This is a genomic window from Dysgonomonas sp. 520, assembly GCF_010501095.1.
Lineage (GTDB): Bacteria > Bacteroidota > Bacteroidia > Bacteroidales > Dysgonomonadaceae > QVMP01.
Genome location: NZ_QVMP01000008.1, coordinates 52,082 through 75,612, shown reverse-complemented (window position 1 = coordinate 75,612; position 23,531 = coordinate 52,082). Strand labels below are relative to the sequence as shown.

At 39.9% G+C, this 23,531-nt stretch carries 25 protein-coding genes; 13 read left to right on the top strand and 12 right to left on the bottom strand.

The genetic code is table 11. From position 1 onward, the window contains the following. Positions 1–232: 232 nt before the first annotated feature. Both D0T56_RS06205 and D0T56_RS06200 read left to right on the top strand, forming a co-directional pair. Positions 233–685, top strand: coding sequence for a DUF937 domain-containing protein (locus D0T56_RS06205; RefSeq protein WP_163319275.1), 453 nt, complete (start codon positions 233–235; stop codon positions 683–685). Between the two features lie 199 nt (positions 686–884). Beyond that, a complete protein-coding gene (locus tag D0T56_RS06200) occupies positions 885–1,199 on the top strand; it encodes an RNA-binding protein (protein ID WP_163319274.1) in 315 nt (104 codons plus the stop codon). A 55-nt stretch (positions 1,200–1,254) separates the two neighbouring features. Here the strand turns inward: D0T56_RS06200 and D0T56_RS06195 are convergent, their stop codons facing one another. The 6 genes from D0T56_RS06195 to D0T56_RS06170 are packed head-to-tail and all read right to left on the bottom strand — an operon-like array spanning position 1,255 to position 7,277. Continuing rightward, the gene (locus D0T56_RS06195; protein ID WP_163319273.1) at positions 1,255–1,674 is read right to left on the bottom strand and encodes an ACT domain-containing protein; all 420 of its coding nucleotides are present in this window, start codon (positions 1,672–1,674) and stop codon (positions 1,255–1,257) included. Positions 1,675–1,681: 7 nt separating this feature from the next. Continuing rightward, the gene (locus D0T56_RS06190; RefSeq protein ID WP_163319272.1) at positions 1,682–2,983 is read right to left on the bottom strand and encodes a phenylacetate--CoA ligase family protein; all 1,302 of its coding nucleotides are present in this window, start codon (positions 2,981–2,983) and stop codon (positions 1,682–1,684) included. A 23-nt stretch (positions 2,984–3,006) separates the two neighbouring features. Beyond that, a complete protein-coding gene (locus D0T56_RS06185; protein ID WP_163319271.1) occupies positions 3,007–4,338 on the bottom strand; it encodes a pyridoxal phosphate-dependent aminotransferase in 1,332 nt (443 codons plus the stop codon). Beyond that, positions 4,335–4,922 carry an indolepyruvate oxidoreductase subunit beta gene (locus tag D0T56_RS06180; RefSeq protein WP_163319270.1) on the bottom strand — a complete coding sequence of 196 codons (588 nt, stop codon included), beginning with the start codon at positions 4,920–4,922 and terminating at the stop codon, positions 4,335–4,337. Before D0T56_RS06180 ends, D0T56_RS06185 begins: the two co-directional genes overlap by 4 nt. Before the next feature lie 3 nt (positions 4,923–4,925). Beyond that, positions 4,926–6,509: a thiamine pyrophosphate-dependent enzyme gene (locus tag D0T56_RS06175; RefSeq protein ID WP_163319269.1), complete on the bottom strand. Its 1,584-nt coding sequence runs from the start codon at positions 6,507–6,509 to the stop codon at positions 4,926–4,928. Next, positions 6,510–7,277, bottom strand: coding sequence for an amidohydrolase (locus D0T56_RS06170; protein ID WP_163319268.1), 768 nt, complete (start codon positions 7,275–7,277; stop codon positions 6,510–6,512). It abuts the gene before it with no gap. 184 nt (positions 7,278–7,461) lie between these two features. On the opposite strand from D0T56_RS06170, the gene D0T56_RS06165 reads away from it, so the two are divergent. From D0T56_RS06165 to pyrI, 4 genes are all read left to right on the top strand, one after another. Next, positions 7,462–10,173 carry a DNA gyrase/topoisomerase IV subunit A gene (locus D0T56_RS06165; protein ID WP_163319267.1) on the top strand — a complete coding sequence of 904 codons (2,712 nt, stop codon included), beginning with the start codon at positions 7,462–7,464 and terminating at the stop codon, positions 10,171–10,173. After that, a complete protein-coding gene (locus tag D0T56_RS06160) occupies positions 10,163–11,014 on the top strand; it encodes a DUF3316 domain-containing protein (RefSeq protein ID WP_163319266.1) in 852 nt (283 codons plus the stop codon). The genes D0T56_RS06165 and D0T56_RS06160 overlap by 11 nt, the downstream gene beginning before the upstream one ends. A gap of 236 nt (positions 11,015–11,250) precedes the next feature. Then, positions 11,251–12,168, top strand: coding sequence for an aspartate carbamoyltransferase (pyrB, locus tag D0T56_RS06155; RefSeq protein ID WP_163319265.1), 918 nt, complete (start codon positions 11,251–11,253; stop codon positions 12,166–12,168). Positions 12,169–12,180: 12 nt separating this feature from the next. Next, positions 12,181–12,645, top strand: a complete 465-nt coding sequence (gene pyrI, locus D0T56_RS06150; protein WP_163319264.1) for an aspartate carbamoyltransferase regulatory subunit — start codon at positions 12,181–12,183, stop codon at positions 12,643–12,645. A gap of 23 nt (positions 12,646–12,668) precedes the next feature. Here the strand turns inward: pyrI and D0T56_RS06145 are convergent, their stop codons facing one another. Continuing rightward, positions 12,669–13,490 carry a tetratricopeptide repeat protein gene (locus D0T56_RS06145; protein WP_163319263.1) on the bottom strand — a complete coding sequence of 274 codons (822 nt, stop codon included), beginning with the start codon at positions 13,488–13,490 and terminating at the stop codon, positions 12,669–12,671. Positions 13,491–13,717: 227 nt separating this feature from the next. Here D0T56_RS06145 and D0T56_RS06140 point away from each other — a divergent pair, with 227 nt between their 5' ends. Continuing rightward, complete coding sequence (locus D0T56_RS06140; RefSeq protein WP_185153845.1) at positions 13,718–14,449, top strand: HAD family phosphatase; 732 nt, start codon at positions 13,718–13,720, stop codon at positions 14,447–14,449. 1 nt (position 14,450) lies between these two features. Here D0T56_RS06140 and D0T56_RS06135 read toward each other — a convergent pair whose 3' ends face one another. Genes D0T56_RS06135 through D0T56_RS06115 form a run of 5 tightly spaced genes read right to left on the bottom strand, consistent with a single transcriptional unit; the run spans position 14,451 to position 17,995 of the window. Further along, the gene (locus D0T56_RS06135; protein ID WP_163319261.1) at positions 14,451–14,972 is read right to left on the bottom strand and encodes an HAD family hydrolase; all 522 of its coding nucleotides are present in this window, start codon (positions 14,970–14,972) and stop codon (positions 14,451–14,453) included. Between the two features lie 6 nt (positions 14,973–14,978). Beyond that, a complete protein-coding gene (locus D0T56_RS06130) occupies positions 14,979–15,746 on the bottom strand; it encodes a Rossmann-like and DUF2520 domain-containing protein (RefSeq protein WP_163319414.1) in 768 nt (255 codons plus the stop codon). Continuing rightward, a complete protein-coding gene (locus D0T56_RS06125) occupies positions 15,746–16,072 on the bottom strand; it encodes a hypothetical protein (RefSeq protein WP_163319260.1) in 327 nt (108 codons plus the stop codon). Before D0T56_RS06125 ends, D0T56_RS06130 begins: the two co-directional genes overlap by 1 nt. A gap of 3 nt (positions 16,073–16,075) precedes the next feature. Next, on the bottom strand, positions 16,076–16,600 hold the full coding sequence (locus tag D0T56_RS06120) for a nitroreductase family protein (RefSeq protein ID WP_163319259.1): 525 nt from the start codon (positions 16,598–16,600) through the stop codon (positions 16,076–16,078). Positions 16,601–16,627: 27 nt separating this feature from the next. Beyond that, a complete protein-coding gene (locus D0T56_RS06115; protein ID WP_163319258.1) occupies positions 16,628–17,995 on the bottom strand; it encodes a sugar transferase in 1,368 nt (455 codons plus the stop codon). A 222-nt stretch (positions 17,996–18,217) separates the two neighbouring features. Between D0T56_RS06115 and D0T56_RS06110 the strand changes: the two genes are divergently transcribed. From D0T56_RS06110 to D0T56_RS06085, 6 genes are read left to right on the top strand one after another with little or no spacing between them, the layout of a single operon-like run. Further along, positions 18,218–19,294, top strand: coding sequence for a glycosyltransferase (locus D0T56_RS06110; protein WP_163319257.1), 1,077 nt, complete (start codon positions 18,218–18,220; stop codon positions 19,292–19,294). Beyond that, positions 19,294–20,358: a glycosyltransferase family 2 protein gene (locus D0T56_RS06105; RefSeq protein WP_163319256.1), complete on the top strand. Its 1,065-nt coding sequence runs from the start codon at positions 19,294–19,296 to the stop codon at positions 20,356–20,358. The genes D0T56_RS06110 and D0T56_RS06105 overlap by 1 nt, the downstream gene beginning before the upstream one ends. 11 nt (positions 20,359–20,369) lie before the next feature. Continuing rightward, entirely contained in the window at positions 20,370–21,689 is a 1,320-nt protein-coding gene (locus tag D0T56_RS06100; protein WP_163319255.1) for a hypothetical protein, read from the top strand. Beyond that, positions 21,686–22,393 carry a nucleotidyltransferase family protein gene (locus D0T56_RS06095; protein ID WP_185153844.1) on the top strand — a complete coding sequence of 236 codons (708 nt, stop codon included), beginning with the start codon at positions 21,686–21,688 and terminating at the stop codon, positions 22,391–22,393. Before D0T56_RS06100 ends, D0T56_RS06095 begins: the two co-directional genes overlap by 4 nt. Beyond that, positions 22,390–22,938 (top strand): HAD-IIIA family hydrolase, encoded by a 549-nt coding sequence (locus D0T56_RS06090; protein WP_163319254.1) that lies wholly within the window; start codon positions 22,390–22,392, stop codon positions 22,936–22,938. Before D0T56_RS06095 ends, D0T56_RS06090 begins: the two co-directional genes overlap by 4 nt. Positions 22,939–22,942: 4 nt before the next feature. Next, positions 22,943–23,521: an SIS domain-containing protein gene (locus D0T56_RS06085; protein WP_163319253.1), complete on the top strand. Its 579-nt coding sequence runs from the start codon at positions 22,943–22,945 to the stop codon at positions 23,519–23,521. The last annotated feature ends 10 nt before the right edge of the window (positions 23,522–23,531 follow it).

Here is a 23,531-nt window from a genome sequence, read left to right as displayed (position 1 = left end):
GGTCGCCGAGAAGCTAAGCCTTGACTTTTTGGTTCGTTTTGTGTCAAGACAAAATGAACGAAGGCAAGTCTCTGCAAGAGGCGCGGCAGCAAAAAACGTCGAATAAAAACCAACCTATTTTAACTACTGATTCGCATAAATAACTATTTAACGGCGAACTAATATGGTTCGCCGTTGTTTTATAGTATACAAAGTAGTTTTATATACAATAATCAAAAAAAATTATATTATTATGTTAGATGGTATCATAGATTTAGTAAAAAAAGAAGCATTAGGAGTTATAACAAATAATGCAGATGTTCCTGCCGAAAAACAAAATGAAGCGGTTGATACAACAGCTTCCGCAATTTTAAGTAGTTTGAAAGATCACATATCTTTCGAAAACATAGGAGCTATAACAAGTTTGCTGAGTAACGGCGCAAATTCTGAGGGAGCCAACAATATAGTATCCGGTGTTCAGAGTTCAGTTGTTTCGGCGTTGACGAGCAAAGTTGGGTTGAATCAGGGAGTTGCAAATACAATTGCCACGGCAGTAGTTCCCGCCATAATCGGTATTTTTACAAAAAAGAATAACGATCCCAACGATACGGGCTTCAACGTGGAATCATTGATCAAAACTTTCACCGGAGGAGGTGGTATGGGAGGTATTTTAGGTGCAATAGGCAGTTTGTTCGGAAGAAAATAGAATTATTATTAGATAATAAAAATAAAAAATCAATCTTTTTTCTTGGTTGATAACCTTTTATTTCTAACTTTGTGCCTAACACTTGAGTTCTTTTATAACAGAATCCACACTTATTCTATAATTCCAGAAATTTAGTCTAGTTTGTATATTTGTGATAATCCTCATGTAATTTTTTTATTTACATTTTATATTTTTTTTAATGAACATTTTTATTGCTGGCTTAAGTTACAATGTTAACGATGCCGATTTATTGACTCTTTTCGAAGAGTATGGAGTTATTACTTCAGCAAAAGTTATTATGGATCGTCAAACAAACAGATCTAAAGGTTACGGATTTGTGGAAATGGAAGACAATGAAGCTGCTACAAAAGCAATTTCTGAGTTGAATGGAGCTGAATATGATGGCAGAACAATTTCTGTATCAGAAGCTAGACCACGTGAAGAAAGACCAGCTCGTTCTTTTAACAACAACAGAGGCGGAGGTTTTAACGGTGGTGGCCGTAACAGATATTAATAATATCACAAGACAATAAGTAAAAAGGTATCTCATTGAGATACCTTTTTTATTTTCAGTGCAGATGGCTGTCAGTTAATAAGTTGCAGTCGTATTTCTTTAAGATTTCTACACATCGGTTCACATCTGTCGGACGAATTACAACATTTGCCGATTCGCCCTGCGAAAAAGCATACATATATTCGATAAAGACATCTTCTTTGGCCAGATACTCAAGAATTTTCGATAACGAGCCGGGCGTGTTGTCGCAAGCAAAACAAACCACATCTGTGACACTAACCCCAAAGTGAGCATCTTTTAGCACGCGTACAGCTAAGTCTACATCAGATATAATCATACGTAATATTCCAAAATCGGAACTCTCAGCCAAACTGAAAGCTGTCATATTCACTCCGTTTGCCGCCAATATGCGTGTAACATCATTAATCCGGCCTGTCTTGTTTTCTATAAATACGGATAGCTGTCTGATTGTCATAGTATTATCAATTTAGATTACGTTTGTCAATAACTCTCTGTGCCTTGCCCTCGCTGCGCTTAATGCTGAACGGTTCGGCAAGTTTTATATCGGCACTGATTCCTAAAACGCTTTGTAAACGTTGCGAGAGCTTCTTTTTCAATGCCAACATCTTGCTGATCTCATCCGAGAAGTAACCATCTCTCACTTCTACCTGAACCTCCAGAATATCCAGATTGTTCACTCTGTCCACAACAAGCATATAGTGAGGCTCAAATTCCTCCATTTCGAGAATAACACTTTCAATCTGCGACGGGAATACGTTTACTCCACGGATAATAAGCATGTCGTCGCTTCGTCCAACAATGCGGCTCATACGAACATTCGTGCGTCCACATTTGCATGGTTCGTCGGTAAGTGTACATAAATCTTTCGTACGATAACGCAACAATGGCAAACCCTCTTTCGTGAGGGTAGTGAACACCAATTCGCCTTGCTCGCCGTAAGGCAGTTGTTCAAACGTATCGGGCGAAATGATTTCGGGGTAGAAATGGTCTTCTATAATGTGCGAACCATCCTTACATTCACATTCGTGCGAAACACCGGGTCCCATCACCTCGCTCAGTCCATATATGTTATAGGCATCTACACCCATCTTCGTTTCTATTTCCTTACGCATATTTTCAGTCCAAGGTTCAGCTCCGAAAATGCCTATGCGGAGTTTAAACTCTTCGCGTGGTATTCCCGTTTTAGCCATTGCTTCTGCCAGATAAAGCGCATACGACGGAGTACAGGCAATTGCTGTTGGCCCGAAATCGTGCATCAGTTGAATTTGTTTCGCTGTGTTTCCGCTCGACATAGGAATTACCGTTGCCCCAAGATGCTCTACGCCGTAGTGCATACCCAGTCCTCCGGTGAATAACCCATAACCATAAGCCACGGAAAAAATATCGTGGCAATCTGCCCCGTAAGCACTCAGGCAGCGGGCAATCATTTCCGACCAAATGGAAAGGTCGCGACGGGTGTATCCGACAACCGTCGGAGAACCCGTAGTCCCTGAAGATGCATGCAGACGCACTATCTCCGACATGGGTACGGCAAACAATCCGTAAGGGTAATTATCCCTCAAATCCTGCTTGGTTGTGAAAGGCAGTTTCACGATGTCGTCTATCGACTGTATGTCGCCGGGAGTGACATCCATCTCCTGCATTTTTTGACGGTAGAAAGGCGTACTATGGTAAACTCTTTCCACCAATTTTTTTAAACGTTCGCCCTGAAGACGTTTCATGTCTTCGCGACTCATACATTCTTTTGGCTTATTCCAAATCATTTTCTTTATAGTAGTTTTTTTAATTATTTCTTTTCTTGATTCAGACCAAAAACTTTCAATCTTTCGTCCAATTGTTCATATTGATGGGGATATATAAACGAAGTGCATATCCTGAGTCCTTGTTGGCTACTGCCTGTTGTTTCCAACGAAATGGCGCTTACCCCGTAGTACATCAGCTCGCGGGAAAGATCTCCGCCACTCATACCCGGATACGTGATGGTGAAATAGAAACCATCTGCAATTGGCTCACCCATATCGTTGTCGTACACTAATTTGAATCCGTGACGCAAGAATATTTCCTTCAATTTTTGTGCCCTGTTCCCATACTCACGAACCTCGCTCAGAAAATTGTATTTTCCGTCATTTGCAGCCTTGAACATTGCCGCAAGTGCATATTGAGCCGAATGGCTTACCCCTGCACTCAAAGCATAAAGAACACGATGAACGAATGTAGACCCATACGTTCCCATGCCATAACGTTGGGTTATTCCCTTATATTTTCTATGATATAATTTATCCGAAATACAAGCCACCCCAATGCGCTGACCGGCATAGCTGAATGCTTTGGATGCGGAAATGAGCAATACATAATTGTCGCAATATTTAGCCGCAGTCAATTGAAACGGAGCCTCGAAGGGTTTGCTCAAATCTCGGCGAAAGTCCATTGCAAAATAAGCAAGGTCTTCCAGCAATATTACATCGTAGAGCTGACACAATTCGCCTATAATTTTCAGTTCTTCGTCTTTCAGGCTTATCCAACTGGGGTTGTTCGGATTGGAATAGATAAGAGCCGAAATGTTGCCTTTTTTTAGATAACTTTCCAATTTTTCCTGCAGCTTTTCGCCTCTGAACTCATAAATATCGAAACTTTCATATTTTTGCCCCATAACCACCAATTGCTGTTTCTGTACGGGAAATCCGGGATCGATGAAAAGTATCGTATCCTTGTTGGGATCGCACTGGCTGGCTGTCAAGAATGCCGCATAAGTTCCCTGCATAGAGCCTGTTACGGGTACGCATCCTTCGGCGGGAATATCCACGTCTACAAATGCCTTTACGAAACGGGATGTTTCTTCCTTTAGGGCAGGAATTCCGTCTATATCGGCATACACGCTGGCCACCCCCGATTGCAGGGCTTCTATTTCGGCCTTTACGCCCATAGAGGAAGCCGATAATCCGGGTACACCCATTTCCATTTTTATAAATTCGATACCCGTATCTTGCTCTGCCTGAGCAGCTATGGCTTTTATTTCGCGTATGGTTGCTTTTCCAAAATTGGTAATGCCAAATTTTTCTATCAAATTGTCAACAACCTTGCGGTCAACGGGAGTTTTGCTCGTTTGCGGTTGTGTCATTTTTTTATTTGTTTCTCACCGGCTTCACGTCCCAAACGGAATGCGGTTTTATTCATTTCAACTATATTTTCACCTTTACGTCCGAATATCCGGGCTATGGCATCTTCCAATTTATTGGCATCTATGCCCAATATAACCGACGCCGCACCCAATAGCACCATGTTGGTTGCCCTCGGATTTTTCGCCTCTTTGGCTATTGCGTCCACGTCTATCAATATCACGTTAGGAAAAGACCGCAACTCGTCCAAAACCGTTCCCAATTCGGGATATGCCAGGATATTGACAAATGGCGTTGAATTGGCAACTATCCATCCGTCTTTAGACAGGTAGGGAATGTAGCGTAAAGCCTCCATAGGCTCCAGTGAAATAATGGCGTTTGCCGTGCCTTTGGCAATCAGGTCGGAATATATGGGCGATGAAGAAATACGCAGGTTAGACTGAACGTCTCCACCCCTCTGACTCATTCCATGCACTTCGGCTTGTTTAATATGCAAGCCTTCGCTCAATGAGGCTTCGCCCACGATTGCCGCAATAGACAAAATGCCTTGTCCACCAACCCCTGAAAGTATTATATCTAGTTTCATAATTTATTTTTTCGCTTTTCTTTTGTGTGTTTGAATACAATCCCGTCTTGGTATAATTACCGAAACTCCGTTATATTCAATTTCTTGTTTGATAGTAGCTTTTATTGCATCCATATTTTTGGGTAATGGAACAACAACATGAAGGTGTTCGGCTTCGACACCCACTCCTAAACATATAGCTTCCAGCCTACCGGTTCCCGCCGAATCTTGTCCGCCTGTCATGGCAGTGGTTTCGTTGTCAGAAATGATTATCGTAACATTCGATTTCGAATTGACGGCATCCAATAACCCCGTTATACCCGAATGGGTAAATGTGGAATCCCCGATTACGGCAATGGACGGAAACAGGCCTCCGTCGGCTGCTCCTTTTGCCATTGTGATTGATGCGCCCATATCTACGCAACTGTTGATGGTGCGGAAGGGTGGGAGAGCGCCAAGCGTATAACAACCTATATCGCTGAAAACTTTGGCATCTGTATAATCTTTTATCACTTCGTTCAGGGCATCGTAAACGTCCCGGTGACCACATCCCGAACATAGAGCGGGTGGGCGTGGAGCAACGTTTTTGCTCGCATCAAGATGCTGTTCGCTTTCGAAACCTAAAGCAAGTTTGACATTATCGGGTGTAAGTTCGCCCACACGAGGCAATTCGCCCGTCAATCGTCCTTTTATTTTTCCGCTTTCGTCTAACAACCCTCGTACTTGTTCTTCAACAAAAGGCTGTCCGTCTTCCAGAATCAATACTTCGTCGCAGTCAGCAACTATTTCCTTTATAATATTGCGAGGCAATGGGTATTGTGAAATTTTCAACACAGTGCGGTCACAACCTTCCGGATAGTTTTCCATCAGGTAGTTATAACCTATTCCACAGGCAATTACCCCTTGCTTATTTCCTTTTTTGTATACGTTGTATTGTGATTCCGTCGATATCTTTTCCAATTCGGGTTGAACAGCCAACAATTCATTGTATCTTCTTCTGGCATTCACCGGAAGCAATATCCAACGCGATTTGTCTTCGGGAAATTTAATGTCGTTTTGTTGTCTTATTTCGGCCGTTTCCACTACCGCACGCGAATGTGCCATGCGAGTGGTAATACGCATTAGTACAGGCAATTCACATTTTTCCGATAGGTCGAAAGCATACCGCACCATATCGTATGCTTCTTGTTGCGATGATGGTTCGAATATGGGTGTGAAAGCAAACTTTCCGTAGAAGCGGGAATCCTGCTCATTCTGAGACGAGTGCATAGACGGATCGTCTGCAACAAGTACAACTAAACCGCCGTTTGTCCCTGTCATAGCGGAATTTACAAAAGCATCAGCGGCTACGTTCAACCCTACATGCTTCATGCAAACAAGGGCACGTTTTCCGATATAAGAAACGCCAAGAGCAGCTTCCATAGCTGTTTTTTCATTCGTACACCATCGGCTGTGAATATTTCTTTCCTTTGCCAGAGGATACTCTTGTATATATTCCGTTATTTCGGTGGAGGGAGTACCCGGATAAGCATAAACGCCTGTTATTCCGGCATGTATGGCTCCCAAGGCAATCGCTTGGTCGCCCAGTAGTAATAGTTTTTCTTTCATTTATATGATCATTCTGAATTGGTCTGCATCATTCAATGCAGGAAATTTCTTTCTAAAATCGTTTAATAGTTTTATATCTATATTTCCGGTCACAATATCTTCTTTGTCAGGCTCTGATGTTGCAATCGTTTTGCCGTAATAATCTATCAGAACCGTACCGCCTCCTGAATATTTGCAGGTGGGGTCTTCGCCCGTACGGTTGACGGCAGCCACATAACACTGGTTTTCAATAGCCCGTGCCCTGAGAAGTGTATTCCATGCTTCGATACGTGTTGTTGGCCAGTTTGCCACATAAACAATCATGTCGTAATTGCCTGTGTTACGGGCAAAAACAGGAAAACGCAGATCGTAGCAAATTTGGAGCAATATGCGGAAACCTTCGTGTTCAACAACTACTTTTTCGTTTCCGGCAGTATATTCTTTATCCTCGCCACCGTAACTGAACAAATGTCGTTTGTTGTACGTAGAATAGCTCCCATCAGGTTTTACGAAATAGAGCCTGTTGTAGTATTTCCCGTTTTCTTTTGTTGCAACACTTCCTGCGATAGCCACATCCTTATCTTTTGCTATCGAACGCATCCATTGCAGTGTTTCGGCGTTTGCTTCCTCCGCAATTTCTTTCGGGTTTAAGCAAAAACCTGTTGTAAACATTTCGGGAAGAATAATAAGGTCTGTTTGTTTCAAGCTGTCAATTAGTTGATGCACACGATCTCTGTTATAAACAGGATCGGCCCACTTTATATCAGTTTGGAGTAACGTTATGTTCATATCAAAACAGCTTATTATCAAAAAAGAGCTTAAAGTTAACAATATTTTTTCTTTTCCTCAATTTTACAAACAATATGATGCTTTTTTATGAAGAAAAAATCAAAATTGAGAACTTTTGAAATCAGTCAAAAAATGCTATCTTTGAATGATTTTTTGAAAAAGCCTTTACAAGCAATAATTATATATGTTTCCAGAAGATATTATAGACGAAAACGCTGACGAATTAAACGACGATTTACAAAATAACGAAGACGATCAGGGCAATACGGAAGGACATTCCGACTACCGTATTTCACTGAAAGATTCTGATACACAGACACACCTGTCGGGTATGTATCAGAACTGGTTTCTTGACTATGCTTCATACGTTATATTGGAACGTGCCGTGCCGCATATTTCCGATGGATTGAAACCCGTGCAACGCCGTATTCTCCACTCGATGAAACGAATGGATGACGGGCGCTACAACAAGGTTGCCAACATAATCGGGCATACGATGCAGTTTCACCCACACGGTGACGCATCCATCGGTGACGCCCTGGTGCAATTGGGGCAAAAAGATTTGTTGGTCGATTGTCAGGGAAACTGGGGGAATGTGCTGACCGGTGACGGAGCTGCCGCTCCCCGTTACATTGAGGCTCGTTTGTCGAAATTTGCGTTGGAAGTCCTTTTCAACCCTAAAACAACTGAATGGAAACCTTCGTATGACGGGCGTAACAAAGAACCTGTTACTTTGCCCGTAAAATTTCCGCTTCTGCTGACTCAAGGGGTTGAAGGTATTGCTGTGGGACTATCCTCGAAAATATTGCCTCACAATTTCAATGAAATATGTGATGCATCCATCGCCTACCTGAACGACGAAGAATTTGCCATTTATCCCGACTTTCAGACGGGTGGCTACATTGATGTCAGCCGTTACAACGACGGACAACGTGGTGGCGCGGTGAAAATACGTGCGAAAATATCTAAACTGGACAACAAAACCCTTGTCATCACAGACGTGCCGTACGGACGCACAACCGGCTCTTTGGTAGATTCCATTTTGAAGGCTAACGACAAAGGCAAAATAAAGATACGGAAGGTAGATGATATTACCGCTCAGAATGTGGAAATTCAAATACATCTGGCTGCCGGAGTTTCGTCCGATAAGACGATCGACGCGCTTTACGCTTTCACCGATTGCGAGATAAGCATTTCGCCCAACTGCTGTATAATTGAGGACAATAAGCCTCATTTTCTTACCGTAAGCGATGTCTTGAGACATACTACGGAAAATACGAAATTCTTGTTGCAGAGGGAACTGGAGATACAAAAAAAGGAACTGGAAGAACAGCTTCATTATTCGTCTCTCGAAAAAATATTCATCGAAGAGCGTATCTATAAGGATAAAGAATTTGAAAACGCTAAGAATATGGATGCTGCCGTAGACCATATCGACAAGCGATTGATTCCATACACAAAATTATTTATACGTGAAGTAACCAAGGAAGACATCCTTAAATTGATGGAAATCAAGATGGGACGAATCCTTAAATTCAATTCGGACAAGGCTGAGGAACTGATAGCCAAAATAAAGGCCGAAATAGAAGAGATAGACCACAATCTGGCAAACCTGATTGATTATACCATTGCCTGGTATGCCATGTTGAAAGAGAAGTACGGCAAACAATATCCCCGTATGACGGAGATACGCAGCTTTGATACGATTGAAGCAACCAAAGTTGTGGAAGCTAACGAAAAACTGTATATAAACAGAGAAGAAGGCTTCATCGGAACAGGGCTTAAGAAAGACGAGTTTGTTTGCAACTGCTCCGATATTGACGATATAATCATCTTCTATAAAGATGGAAAATACAAGATCGTAAAAGTTGCTGAAAAGCTCTTTGTCGGCAAAAATGTCCTTTACCTGAATGTCTTTAAACGGAACGATACCCGCACAATATACAATGTGGCCTATCGTCATGGAAAAGCAGGGCCTTACTACATAAAACGCTTTGCGGCAACAGGTTTGAGCCGTGATAAGGATTACGACCTGACTCAGGGAGAGGCAAATTCGAAGATAATGTATTTCAGCGCCAACCCGAACGGTGAGGCAGAAACAATAAGGGTTATACTGAAACCTCGCCCAAGACAAAAAATACTGATGTTTGAAAAAGACTTCAGCGATATTGCCATCAAAGGACGTCACTCTATGGGTAACCTTTTGACTAAGGCCGATATACATAAGATTTCGTTGAGGCAAAAAGGAGGTTCTACCCTTGGAGGACGGAAAGTTTGGTTCGACCCGGATGTATTGCGCCTCAATTATGATGAAAGAGGAGATTATTTAGGAGAATTTCAAAGTGATGAGCAAATTTTGGTAGTTCTTGAAAATGGAGATTTCTACACAACAAATTTCGATCTGAGCAATCATTACGAGAAAGGAATTATCCGTATAGAAAAATACGATGCCAATAAGAACTGGACTGCGGCGTTATACGATGCCGATCAGAAATACTTCTATCTCAAACGATTTACTTTCGAAGCATCCAATAAAAAGCAGAATTTCTTAGGCGAAAATTCAGATTCTAAATTATATTTGCTTTCGGATATTGCATTCCCTCGTGTTCAAATTACCTTTGGAGGACATGACGAATACAGGGAGGCTCTGGAAATTGATGCGGAAGAATTTATCGCCGTAAAAAGCTTTAAGGCTAAAGGAAAACGTATTTCAACTTATGAAATAAAAACAATTAGCGAACTTGAGCCGACTCGTTTTCCTATAAAAGCAGAACCCGAAGAAGAAGAAAATAAATTTGAAGTAAAAATAGATGAGGACGATCTGGATGATAAATCCGATTCTCAGATACTTGATGAGCTGACGGGACAAAAGTCGTTGGATTTTGATGACAAATAAACTGAAATATCTTGTTTTCGCTTTTTTGTTGTTTACTTATTCTTTGAATAGTGTGGCACAGCAAGAACAAGATACTGTGTACCTGACATCAAAGCCGTCGAATAACGCAACACTCTTCGGCATAGGAACTTCGAGCCTTTATGATACCTATCTGTCGATCCTCAAATATAAAGGAACATCATTCAGGTTGATGAACGAACGGATGCGCCGCACTTCTTGGTTTGGTGGAAAATTCAACAAACAACAGACTATCAATCTGGAGTTTGCAATGGCTGAGAATCCGGCGAAAAACGCAGATGAGTATTGGCTTATGTTGGATTACAGTATAGGCGGACACTATAATTTCTACAAAACAGATAAACTTAAACTCTCTGCGGGAGCCTTATGGAATACTGCTGCCGGAGTTTTATACAACCAGCGCAATTCGAATAATCCTGCGTCGGCAAGGGCATACACAAACATTCAACTGTCAGCTCTGGCTCTTTACAACTGGAAGTTTATGACCTTCCGCTGGCAAATGGATACACCTGTTGCAGGATGTTTGTTTTCGCCCAAATTCGGGCAGTCGTACTACGAGATATCTTTAGGCAATTCGGTGGGATTAGTCAATTTTGCATCGTTGCACAACCAGAGAGCTTTGAGAAACTATATTTCGGTCGATTTCCCGATCAATAAATACTCCATTCGAGTGGGATATCTGGGATCTTTCTATCAAACAAAAGTGAATAGTATACAAACTCACACATATTCCAATAGTTTTATGATTGGCATTGTTTCCGAATCTATAAATCTGGGAGGCAAGAAGATCGACAAAAGTAAAGTGAAAAGCTGCTATTATTAAAATAAGTGGCGAACGATGATTGGATAAGTTGAAATTCTTTACTAACTTTGTTACGCAATAACGCAAGAATATTTTATGAAAGATAATTTCATATTGAAATCAAAGGATAACCATCAGCACGTATTATTTCTTGATGGTTTTGGCATTAATTTCAAAAATTTACAATATAAGTCCTCGGAAGTTTATACTTTTTGAGGATTTTTTTTTGTGTTCAAAACAAATGATAAATTAAATATATGAATCGCAGAAGTTTAGTTTCAATCACCGATTACACAAAAGAAGACATCCTTCGCATAATCAGCCTGACCGAAAAGTTCGACCAGAACCCCAATCGCAGATTATTGGAAGGTAAAGTTTGCGCAACCCTGTTTTTTGAGCCGTCAACACGCACACGCTTGAGCTTCGAAACTGCCATAAACAGACTTGGAGGAAGGGTTATAGGTTTTACGGATGCCGCAACAACCAGTTCGTCGAAAGGCGAAACTCTGAAAGATACGATAATGATGGTTGGCAATTATACCGATATCATCATTATGCGCCATCATCTTGAGGGAGCGGCGCGCTATGCTTCGGAAGTTTCACGAGTGCCAATTATCAATGCGGGAGATGGAGCCAATCAGCACCCAACCCAAACAATGTTGGACATATATTCCATTCATAAAACTCAGAAAGGTCTTGAAAATTTGACAATTACCTTGGTCGGTGACCTAAAATACGGACGGACGGTACACTCCCTGATTATTGGGATGTCGCATTTCAATCCTACATTTCATTTTGTTGCACCCGAAGAACTCAAGTTGCCGGACACATACAAAACCTTTTGCGACGAACATGGAATCGAATATCATGAGCATACCGATTTTTCGCAAGAAGTTATCAATCAGTCCGATATTTTATACATGACCCGTGTTCAGCGCGAAAGGTTCACGGATTTGATGGAATATGAAAAAGTGAAGAATGTTTATATCCTGAAAAATGATATGTTGGAAGATTCTAAAAAGAACCTGAGGATTTTACATCCGCTTCCTCGTGTAAATGAAATACAGCAAGATGTGGATGCAAACCCCAAAGCATATTATTTTGAACAAGCCAAAAACGGCATGTTTGCCCGTCAGGCAATTATTTGCGACAGCCTTAATATTAATGTTGATTAAGTACTACGTTTTATGAAAAGTGGAAAAAATGGCAAACTTTTGGTTGCAGCCTTATGCAACGGTACGGTAATAGATCATATACCATCAGATCAGGTGTTTAAGGTAGTTTCTCTCCTCAATTTGGATAGGCTGGATACTCCTATAACTATCGGGAACAACCTCGAAAGTAAAAAAATGGGGACGAAAGGAATAATCAAGATAGACAATAAGTATTTTGAAGAAGATCAGATAAATAAAATCGCCTTGGTGGCTCCCAAAGTAGTATTGAATATCATAAAAAACTATGATGTAACGGAAAAGAAAACAGTCACATTGCCTCAAACCATTGTGGGCATAGTGAAATGCAACAATCCCAAATGTATTACAAACAACGAGCCGATGTCAACTCATTTCGAGTTGGTAGACAGGGAAAATGTGGTCTTAAGCTGTCGTTATTGCAATCTTAAGATAGAAAAAGAAGATATAACACTATTATGACTCTTGTGTGGGTAAGTTTATTCTTACTCACATTTTTTTAGTAAAGCACTGATTGTTTCTGAGTTTGCGCCAAGTTCCTTTGCTTTCTGGAAATCAATCTTCGCCGACATCTTGTCGTATTGCTCCAACCTTATTTGCCCTCTCAGTACGTACAACGCAGGATCGTTCAGACCATAGCTTTCAGCTTTACTCAAATCTTCGATGGCAAGTTTGTTTTTGTTCATGTTCGCGTAACATTCGGCACGGTTCAGATATAAGGAGCCATTTCTTTTATATTTGTAGATCAGGTCGCTGTATGCCTCTTCGGCTTTTTTCCAATTGTTCTGATACTTATATATCATAGCCAAACCAAGTTCGCTCGAAATATATTCTTCGTCAATATCTTTTATTTTCAGGAAATCTTCTCTGGCGGCAGGCATATTATTCATATTCAGATACAATAATCCACGCCGGTAGTAGGCTTCAATATCTTTGTCATCGTAAAGAAGTATGGAATTGTAATCTTTCATTGCATTCTCAAAATCGTTCAACTGACAATACAATGCCGCCCTGTTATGAAGCAGAAAAATAGCCTTGGGAATCTTTGTCAATGCTGCCGAATATGAAATCAATGCTTCGTCATATTTGCCCAATTCTCTCTGCACAGTTCCCAGATTTGTGAGAAGAAGTGTATTGCCCGGATTTCCGGGTTCTTTTCTCATAGCTTCTTTGAGAACCTGTTCTGCGCCTACATAATCGTTTTTTTCCAGATAATCGGCAGACAAATTTATCAGTTCTTCATAAGTCTGTGCATACGAAACCTGTACGAAAACTATTAATAAACAGATTGATAAAATTTTCTTCATTCAGAATATTGTTTAAATGACGAAGCAAAAGTACATTTAATTTACTTCTCTCATAGATAAAGAAATTGAAACAATGTTTACAGATGTTAAGGTTTTAAATCTCTTTTATGTATTGTGTAAATGTTAGATTTAAAGCAAGTTAAACCGCAATATATATCATTAAATATTATCTGTTATTTATTTACGCAGATATTATTACCTTTGCACGACTATAACATAATAAGGTGATGACAATTTTTCAAAAATATTTAGAACAACACAACTACGAAAATTTTGATATTAAAGCCGTACTTTTCGATATGGACGGGGTATTGTATGATTCGATGAAATATCATGCCCGTTCGTGGCACGAAACCATGACCGAATATGGTTACGAATCCACACCCGAAGAGTTTTACCTGCACGAGGGGCGCACGGGTGGAAATACCATCAATATACTCACTGAGCGTTGTTTCGGACGAAAAGCGACCGAAGAGGAAATAAAGGAAATATATAAGCGGAAAACGGAACTTTTCACTAAATATAACGAAGGCGATACCATCCCTTTCGCATACGATATGCTGAAAGCTGTGCAAGCGTGTGGCTTGAAATGTGTCCTGGTAACAGGTTCTGGTCAAGCGTCATTGCTGGGTAAATTGGAGCAAAATTTTCCGGGAGTTTTCACTAAAGATGTGATGGTGACAGCATTTGATGTGAAGAAAGGAAAACCGGATCCGGAACCCTACCTGATGGGATTGGAAAGGGCAGGCGGCTTGAAACCGAATCAGGCTGTTGTAGTTGAAAATGCCCCGATGGGTGCGCAGGCTGCCAATGCGGCGGGTATATTTACTTTCGCTATCAATACGGGGCCTATGGACCCCAAAGTGTTGTCGGATGCAGGTGCAAATATCGTATTGCCGTCTATGGAAGCCTTGTATAAAAATTGGGGTGAATATTGTAAAGACTTGGCTATAAGATGATTTACCAGCCAAATGCTTCGCCGGTCATCCATGTGCCCTGAACTTTCATCACTTGCTCAATAACATCCCGTCCAACTCCTTCGCCTCCTTTTTTGTGCGAAATATATTTGGCTATGGCTTTTATTTCGGGTGCGGCATCGGCAGGGGCAACAGGCAAACCAACCTCTAACATAACGTGATAGTCGGGAATATCGTCGCCAACATAGATGATTTCCTCCGCTTTATATCCCGTTTTTTGAATAAAGTCTTCAAAATCTTTCATTTTGATAGAAGACTTCATATAAATGTGCTTTATGCCCAAACCCTCGAAGCGTTTTCTCACGGCAAAGGTATTACCACCCGTAATAATGGCAACCCCATAACCACTCTTAACTGCCAAATTCAAAGCATATCCATCCTTTATATTGACCATCCGCATAGGCTCGCCTTCCGGCGAAAGCGGAATTTGATCGGACGACAGGACGCCATCCACATCAAAAACAAAGGCTTTTATCTTTTTAAGATCGTAGTTTATTGAACTCATATATCTTTAATTCTTTTTATTCATTCTGTAAATATCTTCGCTCATCAGGCTGTATATTTCTTTCCAACTTGGGTCTTTTATCAGATCTAAATGCTTATCTATTACATTTTTATCCATCCTGAGAGCAGGGCCCGTCTGAGCTTCCGACGGACTCAGGTCTTTTACCTTGTTTGCCGTTTCTTCTATCAGGGGCAAAATGGATGCAAAAGGAATATCCTCTTTTGCGAGAATGGCCTCCGATATATGATACAAATGATTGACAAAGTTGCATGCAAAAACACCCGTCAAATGTAAATATTGTCGTTTTTCTGATGACAGAATGTGTACAAAATCGGATATAATTCTGCAAAAACCTTCTATTTTAGCAATATTTTCAGACGAATTTGCCTCAATAAATATAGGAATTACCGAAAAATCGACTTTTTTCGATTTGCTAAAAGTCTGAAAAGGGTAGAGCACCCCGTAATTTTTAGTGAAACCTTCAAAAATACCCATCGGCATACTACCCGCCGTGTGTAGCCAAATACCGTTTGTTGCAGGCATCATGCCTATCAATTCTTCTAATACAGAGTCTTTTACGGAAAAAATATAAAAATCGGCATCTGCGACAACTGCATCCAGGCTTGTTGTATATGGGCAGTTAATCATATCTGCCAAAGTTTTGGCAGATTCAACAGTCCTGCTGTATACCTGAACTATCTCAACCGACTTGTCAGATAGAGCCAAAGCCAATTGCGTTGCCAGATTTCCCGCACCTATCAGTACAACCCTCATCATTTTTTTGCCGTTAACACCAGAATCAATCCTGCCACTATCAAAAGTATGGGGACGATGAGTGTAGAATAATTCTTCATCCAACCAAAAAACAAATCAGCACTTAAGATAACCCCCACCGACGTAAGAACTATCCCGGTAACTCTTTCTGCTCTTGTGGAAAGAAATACAATTCCGGCAATTAAAAACAGGCTGCCAACATGTACCAACCTGTCGGCATACGGGATATGCGACAAAACTCCTGTCTTGTCTAAAAGAAACAAAACACCAAAAATAAGTATCGTCAGACCGTAGGCGAGCCTGTCGCCTGTGCTAGTTTTTGCCATTTGCTAGAATTTTTCGATGTGTACGTTTTCCCACAAAAGTTTGCTCTCGTCTTGTGGCGATTTTTCTTTTTCTTTATGCCCAAAAGCTATAATAGCCAATATCTGTAACTGCATAGGCAAGTCGAAAAGGTCTTTCACATACTCTTCAGACGAACCTCCATTGTCGGTTTCCCTGCCTCTGACCTGTACCCAGCAACTACCAATATTCAGGTCTTCGGCTTGCAATTGCATCATAATGGCGGCAATGGAACAATCTTCAACCCATACATCGCTGGTTAGAGGGTCGCCTGCCACAATGATGGACAGGGTGCTTCCGGCTATTAATTTTCCTGTATTCTTGCATTTCGACAAGGCTTCCAGCTTTTCCTTATCTTCAACTGCAATAAAATGCCATGAGTGTGAATTTTTTGATGTGGGCGACATTAGTCCGGCTTTCAGTATCAACTCCACATGCTCAGGCTGTATTTTTTCGTCGGTGAATTTTCGTATACTCCGGCGTTTTTTTACTAAATCTGAAAAATTTGTCATTCTCTGGTTCTCTATATTTTACATGGATCAATCTTCCATCAATGCGTCTATTTCCTCGTTTATGTCGGTCTGCTCTTTTATGCCCTGCGTACTGTCCTTCTTTAGCAAGATGTTCAGTGTCTGCAAGATAAGTTTAATGTCTTCGGCTAAAGAATAACCGTTTATATACATCAGGTCGTATTTCAATTTTTCCCTTACAGTTGTGTTATACCTTCCATGCACTTGCGCCAAGCCTGTTAATCCGGCTTTCACCGAATGGCGAAGATCGTATTGAGGGATTTCTTTTGTAAACTTTTCCACAAAATAGGGTCGTTCGGGACGAGGGCCTACAATGCTCATATCGCCTTTCAGGATGTTAAATATTTGAGGTAATTCATCCATCCGTGTCGCCCTTAAGATGGCACCTAATTTCGTGATTCTCGGATCAATATCCTGAGCCAAAACAGGTCCGGACAACTCTTCTGCATTTTCGACCATTGTCCGGAATTTTATGATCTTAAAAATCCTGTTATCTTTCGTTATACGTTCTTGTTTGTAAAAAACAGATCCGCCTCCAACTTTCAATGCTATGGCAATGATAATCATAGGGATGCAGAATACAGTCAGAGCAATCAGGCTTAACAACAGGTCAATAATTCTCTTTGTGAAAAGATTTCCTTCCGATATACTCATCGATTTGACCTTGAATATGGGAGCATCGTCGAGTTGCGTGAAACGCGAATTGAAAAGGTAAATGTCGGGATAGGTGGGCACATGCAACACATTCTTATGATTGGCCAGACAAAATTCTATGATTTTCATCTTTTCCTGTGCGTTCACATCCTCGGCAATGAACGTAACATCATATTTCAATATATATTCTTTCAATCTGGGATGTTCCGGCTTGCAAATATGCTGTATGTTAGACGAAAGCCCCTTAGTAGCAAGCAGTTTGTATGCAATGTCGTAGGTTCGTCCATAGCCGATAATGATTGAAGTCTTTTTTATATTCTTTTTGAAATACCTCCTATTCAGATAGTAATGCCACGGGATCAACAATATTACCTGAAAAATGGTACTGGCCAATAATATCTTTCTGGGATAGGCAAAAACCTGAGCAATAACCATTATTGACATTGTAATGAAAAACAGGCATATAATAGTTAATGACACAGAGTACATGACACCAAAAAATGAGAATTCTTTGGGTTTATCCAACTCAAATACATGACACAAAACAATGTATGCTATACCTATATACGGAGAAATAGTGAGGAATGCATAATAATTGTTTTGAAAATTTTCTAACGTATCTCTAAATAAGAAATATGCTGCAAAAATTGACAGATATACTATGCATATATCAACAAATATGAAAGAATAACTAAATCTGTTTCTTGAAAAAAAACCGGACATTAAGTCTAAAATTATTAATTAATTCACTTCTGTTATGAACATGTAAGATAGTAACAAAAAAGTCTGTATGCAAAAGTAGTATTTTTTTGTACAAAAAAAACAATAATACATCCAACAAAATTGTCTTTTGCCATTATCTTTACGAAAGTAATGAAAAGGTCTGTAGCCTTATTTGACACAAAAGTATTATCTTTGCATGTTTACCATTGTGCATTTCGATAAATGAAAGTATTTCAAGTTATTACTGTTTCCGAATATGGAGGCGCCCAATCAGTTGTTGCGAACTTGTTGGAGGAAATGGCTAAGGATGAGTCTAATACATTATTTGTGCTCTCCGGCGGTGAAGGTGAGTCGTGGCAGCATCTCGATTCAAACATCAAGCGTATCAAGCTGGATAAACATCGAAAGAGTATTTCGTTGAGAGACGTGCTTGTCTTCTTTAAACTCATATATTACAGGCTGAAATACCGTCCTGACATTGTACATCTACATTCCTCTAAGATGGGTGTTTTAGGCCGTTTGGCATTCAGTAAGAAAAAAATAGTATACACAATACACGGGATAGATTCCGTAAGAAAGGCGTTCCGTAAATATCTCGTCTTCGAAAGATGCCTGCAAAAAAGGTCGGCAAGTGTTATCGGGGTGAGCAAGTACGACATAGAGTGCCTGAAAGAAGAAGGCATCACCCACAATCTGTCTTTGGTGTATAACGGTGTGATAGACCATAGTGGTGAAAAAGCGAACGCCCCCAAGTTCGGGCCGGAACTGGAACGGATAAAAAGAGAATATGCTAAAGTGATAATGTGTATATCGCGCATATCGCCCCAAAAAAACTTCCCCTTGTTCATCGAAATTGCGAAACAAATGCCTCAGCATGCGTTTGTTTGGATAGGAAATAAAGAACCCGTAGATAACCTGCCCGATAATGTGTTTTGCTTGGGCGAGTGTGGTGCTGCACATCAATGCCTTACGTATTCTGACGTATTCATTCTTCCTACCAACTACGAGGGTATGCCGATTTCGGTAATCGAAGCCTTGTCGTATTCCCGCCCCACGGTTGTTTCGTCGGTGGGAGGTTTGACCGAAATATTTGACGGGACAAATGGTTTTGCTTTGGAAAATAAAGTGGAAGAATTTGTCGATAAAATCAATTATATATTAAGTTCCGACGATGTATACGCTCAAACTTCGGAGAATGCAAGGAAAACCTATCTTGAACATTTTACTATCGACAAAATGATGTCGGGGTACAAAACTATTTATGAAAGCGTATACAACAGAAATAATAAGCTAAAATAATGCAAAATAAGCCATTAGTATCGGTGTTGATGCCTTGCTATAATGCGGAAGCGTTTGTGGAAGAAGCACTTCTGTCTATATTAAATCAGACGTATAGAAACTTAGAAGTGATAGCGATTAACGATTGCTCGAAAGATAATACACTTGGGGTATTAGAAAAAATAGCGGCAAAAGATAGTCGTGTGAAAATATTCAACAACGATACCAATCTGAAGCTGATAGAAACGCTAAACAAGGGTATCGACCTATGTTCGGGAATCTACATTGCCCGGATGGATGCTGACGATATTTCGCTGCCCGAACGTATTGAAAAAGAAGTTTCTTTTCTGGAGCAAAACGCTGATTACGACATAGTAAGTACAAATTTTTCGACTTTTCGAACAGGCAAGAAAAAGCTATACCCGCATGTCAATCCATCAAAATTTGAGGATATACAGGCATTCACCCTGTTTAAGTCGTGCGTTTGCCATCCTGCGGTTATGATTCGCAAATCAATGTTTTCCCGGTTCAATTTGAGATTTGAGGAAGATTATCTGCATGTTGAAGATTATGCCCTATGGTCTAAGGCTGTTTATCTGACCAAAATAGCAAACATAAACGAATCGCTTTTGCATTACAGGGTGCATGGTTCGCAGATTTCAACAAAACATGAACAAGAACAGCTAGAAAATAAAAAAAAGGTTTTCATTATACATTGCAATCATTTGGGCTTAAGAAAAGATCCCGAATTTTTGGATATTTATGCATCTGTGGCAGAAAGTGTGCCCAAAGAATCGAGCTTCGAATATCTGGAAAAATGCGAGTCGTTTATGCTCGATTTAATAGATTTAAATAAACGTAAGCCATTTTGTTCACATACATATCTTCAAAATATGTTATCTTTGCACTGGCTTAGATGTTGTGCCAATTCTCGGTTGGGGTTGAAAGTTTTGAAAAAATGCTTTTCATCAACTTTATACCGTAAAGAGAATTATAAAACGCAAGACTATATAATTCTATACGTAAAGTGCATATTCAGGATGGAATATAAAAAGTCATTTATTTATAAGTTAATATTTAGATAGATAAAACTATAATGAAATATATCTTTCGATTACTTTTTTTCGCATTAGTTTTTTATCACATATTTCCTCAAGGATTGTCAGTCTTTGGCTCTTCTTTCATTTTTGCATCCGGAGTTATAGGCTTGGGATTATTTGTTTATGAAAGGGCTCCTGTGCCGGAAACCAAAAAGATTTTTGCAGCTTATCTGCCCATAACTTTTATGTGTCTGCTCACATTTCTGATAAATAATTTATATTACGATCCGTTTTGGTGGGACTCTGTAAAAACAATATTTGGGTACTATTTTTCGGCCTATCTGATTATCATGATATTCAATAAGCTACATCCCAACGGAAGCATTCAAACGATTGTAATCTATATTGTTGCAGCTATCATAGCTCAAGGTATCATCTCCATACTGATGGATAGAATTCCGGTCGTAAATAGTTTCTTCGAAGACTTGATGCTTATGGATGAATTGACCAAGTTTAAACGTCTGGAAACAAAAGGAGAAAGATTGCTGGGATATGGAATCGCGTTTTTTGGTGCGGGTATCATATATGGGTTTGGCCTCATTTTGCTCATATTTATTCTGATGACAAAAAAAACGAACCAATTAGGACGAATATTTTTGGCCATCTGTTATGCTTTTATTTTCTATGTCGGACTGCTGTCTGCCCGTACCACGATGATCGGAGGAGGAGCTAGTCTTGTATTGTTAATACTTCTTTTTGTTAAAGGAAAACAGGTGAAGATTTCTACCGAGCAATTGATACTCTTTTTTGTTATCATTATAGTTATATTAGGAATCGGTCAGACGCTTTGTTATCTCTATTATCGTGATTTCTACGATTGGGCGTTTGAGGCATTCACTAACTACAAAGAATCGGGAGAGTTGCGAACAGATTCGTCCGATGGACTCTCTAATATGTGGGCTTTTCCTCAAACTGTACAAGGATGGATATTTGGAGATGGACACATGTTGTTCAGGGGAACGGATATCGGATTTTCAAGGCTTCTACTATACATCGGAATTCCCGGGACATTGGCCTATTTCTATTTTCAATATGTTGTGATGAAAACTACTTTCACTCAATATAAGTCACTTAATTACACGGTTACAGTGCTCTTTCTCTATAATTTGTTTTTGAATGTTAAAGGTTTAGCGGATATAAACACCGTGACATTTATTATCTTTTTTTATGTAATGTATCACAAATACTATATTGTTATACCCGAAAGACAGAAAGTAATTGCCATGCAACGCAAAGAGGAATATTACAGGCAAAAAGAACGAAAAGAAGAATTAGTTGAGACTGAAAGAAAAGGCCCTATCTTAGAAAAAAAATGAGTCTGAAAGAATGTATCGTATTGGCAGGAGGATTTGGGACGAGACTACAAAATGTAGTGAAAGACGTTCCGAAATGTATGGCAGAGGTTGCAGGGAAGCCTTTTCTGTATTATGTGATAAAATATCTGGAAGCGCAGGGTTTTACTCATATCGTTTTATCTTTAGGATATAAGTGGGAAATTGTTGCAGAATGGCTTACAACAAATGAATTTGGTGTAAAGATATCTTACGTAGTGGAAGACGAACCTCTAGGCACAGGTGGGGCAATCGGATACGCTTTTCAGAAAACAGAGTCGGAAAACGTTTTTGTTCTGAATGGTGATACTTTTTTCGATGTCGATACAAACTCACTCTTAGACTTTCATTTGCGGGAAAAAGCGGAAATATCAGTGGCATTAAAACCTATGATAAACTTTGACCGCTACGGAACCGTTGAATTAGATCGGCACAACAGGATCAGGGCTTTTAATGAAAAGCAATTCTGTGAGAAAGGTTTAATAAATGGAGGTATTTATTTGATAAACAAGTCTGTTTTAACGAAATATCCCTTACCCCGTAGATTTTCTTTCGAGAAAGATATTCTGGAAAGTCATATCGGCGATACAAAAATATACGGATTGATACAAGACTCATACTTCATAGACATCGGTATTCCGGAAGATTATGAGAAAGCAAACAGCGATTTCTTGAAATTTGATTTATGACGCAATTCGAAAAATATAAATATTTGTTTCTCGATAGAGACGGCGTAATAAATGTTGAGCGCAAAAACGATTATGTGAAAAATATTTCGGAGTGGATATTCGAAGAAAAAGCGCAGGAAGCTATCGCAATTTTATCCGAAAAATTTGAATATATCTTTATCATAACAAATCAACGAGGTGTTGGCAGAGGAAAAATGACTGAAAACGACCTTGCCGATATACACAACGCAATGTTGGAAAGTATAGCCTCCGTTGGTGGAAATATATCATCAATATATTATTGCACAGACTTAAAGCCGGAGTCAATTAACCGTAAACCCAACACTGGCATGGCTTTCAAGGCTCAGGCTGATTATCCGTTTGTCGATTTCAGGCAGTCTGTGATGGTAGGTAACAGCAAGTCTGATATGGAATTCGGTCAGAAATTGGGTATGTATACCGTTTTGGTGGGAGATAAATACTCCCGGAATGATAAAATATATGAAGAAGTTGACTTATATTGCGATAATCTATATAAGTTTGCAATAATAACAAATGCCAAGTAATGAAATGAATATAATATCTCGAAGGTTAAAGGAATCGATTGCTGTGAAACAACTTATCATTGAGGATGTTGAGTTACAGAAAAAGATTGAAAGTTCCATTGATACCATACTTGAATGTTTGCGAAATGGCGGTTCCGTCTATTTTTGCGGCAATGGAGGGAGTGCAGCCGATGCTCAGCATTTGGCCGCAGAGCTGTCCGGACGTTTCTATTTCGACAGGCAACCACTTTCGGCGGATGCCCTTCATTGTAATACATCGTTTCTGACAGCCGTAGCAAATGATTATTCGTTCAACATGGTCTACTCCCGTTTGATTAGCGGAATAGGTAGGGCAGGAGATGTTTTGGTCGGATTATCCACATCGGGCAATTCGGAGAATATAGTGAAAGCATTTGAAAAAAGTAAAGAGTTGGGACTTAAAACAATAGCCTTTACGGGTGAATCGGGTGGAAAACTGAAGCAATTGGCAGATATCACCATTAATGTTCCATCGTCGGATACGCCACGGATTCAGGAATCGCACATCACAATAGGGCATATTATTTGCGAAGTGATAGAGGAAAAAATGTTCGGCAAGAAGTAATATGTATATC

Coding starts and splice junctions, on each gene's coding strand:
- D0T56_RS06165 (WP_163319267.1), top strand. CDS start 7,462: ATGTTTCCAGAAGATATTATAGACGAAAACGCTGACGAATTAAACGAC.
- D0T56_RS06120 (WP_163319259.1), bottom strand. CDS start 16,600: ATGACAAATTTTTCAGATTTAGTAAAAAAACGCCGGAGTATACGAAAA.
- D0T56_RS06110 (WP_163319257.1), top strand. CDS start 18,218: ATGAAAGTATTTCAAGTTATTACTGTTTCCGAATATGGAGGCGCCCAA.
- D0T56_RS06205 (WP_163319275.1), top strand. CDS start 233: ATGTTAGATGGTATCATAGATTTAGTAAAAAAAGAAGCATTAGGAGTT.
- D0T56_RS06130 (WP_163319414.1), bottom strand. CDS start 15,746: ATGAGGGTTGTACTGATAGGTGCGGGAAATCTGGCAACGCAATTGGCT.
- D0T56_RS06200 (WP_163319274.1), top strand. CDS start 885: ATGAACATTTTTATTGCTGGCTTAAGTTACAATGTTAACGATGCCGAT.
- D0T56_RS06185 (WP_163319271.1), bottom strand. CDS start 4,338: ATGACACAACCGCAAACGAGCAAAACTCCCGTTGACCGCAAGGTTGTT.
- D0T56_RS06190 (WP_163319272.1), bottom strand. CDS start 2,983: ATGATTTGGAATAAGCCAAAAGAATGTATGAGTCGCGAAGACATGAAA.
- D0T56_RS06145 (WP_163319263.1), bottom strand. CDS start 13,490: ATGAAGAAAATTTTATCAATCTGTTTATTAATAGTTTTCGTACAGGTT.
- D0T56_RS06105 (WP_163319256.1), top strand. CDS start 19,294: ATGCAAAATAAGCCATTAGTATCGGTGTTGATGCCTTGCTATAATGCG.
- D0T56_RS06180 (WP_163319270.1), bottom strand. CDS start 4,922: ATGAAACTAGATATAATACTTTCAGGGGTTGGTGGACAAGGCATTTTG.
- D0T56_RS06085 (WP_163319253.1), top strand. CDS start 22,943: ATGAATATAATATCTCGAAGGTTAAAGGAATCGATTGCTGTGAAACAA.
- D0T56_RS06090 (WP_163319254.1), top strand. CDS start 22,390: ATGACGCAATTCGAAAAATATAAATATTTGTTTCTCGATAGAGACGGC.
- D0T56_RS06095 (WP_185153844.1), top strand. CDS start 21,686: ATGAGTCTGAAAGAATGTATCGTATTGGCAGGAGGATTTGGGACGAGA.
- D0T56_RS06125 (WP_163319260.1), bottom strand. CDS start 16,072: ATGGCAAAAACTAGCACAGGCGACAGGCTCGCCTACGGTCTGACGATA.
- D0T56_RS06160 (WP_163319266.1), top strand. CDS start 10,163: ATGACAAATAAACTGAAATATCTTGTTTTCGCTTTTTTGTTGTTTACT.
- D0T56_RS06175 (WP_163319269.1), bottom strand. CDS start 6,509: ATGAAAGAAAAACTATTACTACTGGGCGACCAAGCGATTGCCTTGGGA.
- pyrB (WP_163319265.1), top strand. CDS start 11,251: ATGAATCGCAGAAGTTTAGTTTCAATCACCGATTACACAAAAGAAGAC.
- D0T56_RS06100 (WP_163319255.1), top strand. CDS start 20,370: ATGAAATATATCTTTCGATTACTTTTTTTCGCATTAGTTTTTTATCAC.
- D0T56_RS06170 (WP_163319268.1), bottom strand. CDS start 7,277: ATGAACATAACGTTACTCCAAACTGATATAAAGTGGGCCGATCCTGTT.
- D0T56_RS06195 (WP_163319273.1), bottom strand. CDS start 1,674: ATGACAATCAGACAGCTATCCGTATTTATAGAAAACAAGACAGGCCGG.
- pyrI (WP_163319264.1), top strand. CDS start 12,181: ATGAAAAGTGGAAAAAATGGCAAACTTTTGGTTGCAGCCTTATGCAAC.
- D0T56_RS06115 (WP_163319258.1), bottom strand. CDS start 17,995: ATGTCCGGTTTTTTTTCAAGAAACAGATTTAGTTATTCTTTCATATTT.
- D0T56_RS06135 (WP_163319261.1), bottom strand. CDS start 14,972: ATGAGTTCAATAAACTACGATCTTAAAAAGATAAAAGCCTTTGTTTTT.
- D0T56_RS06140 (WP_185153845.1), top strand. CDS start 13,718: ATGACAATTTTTCAAAAATATTTAGAACAACACAACTACGAAAATTTT.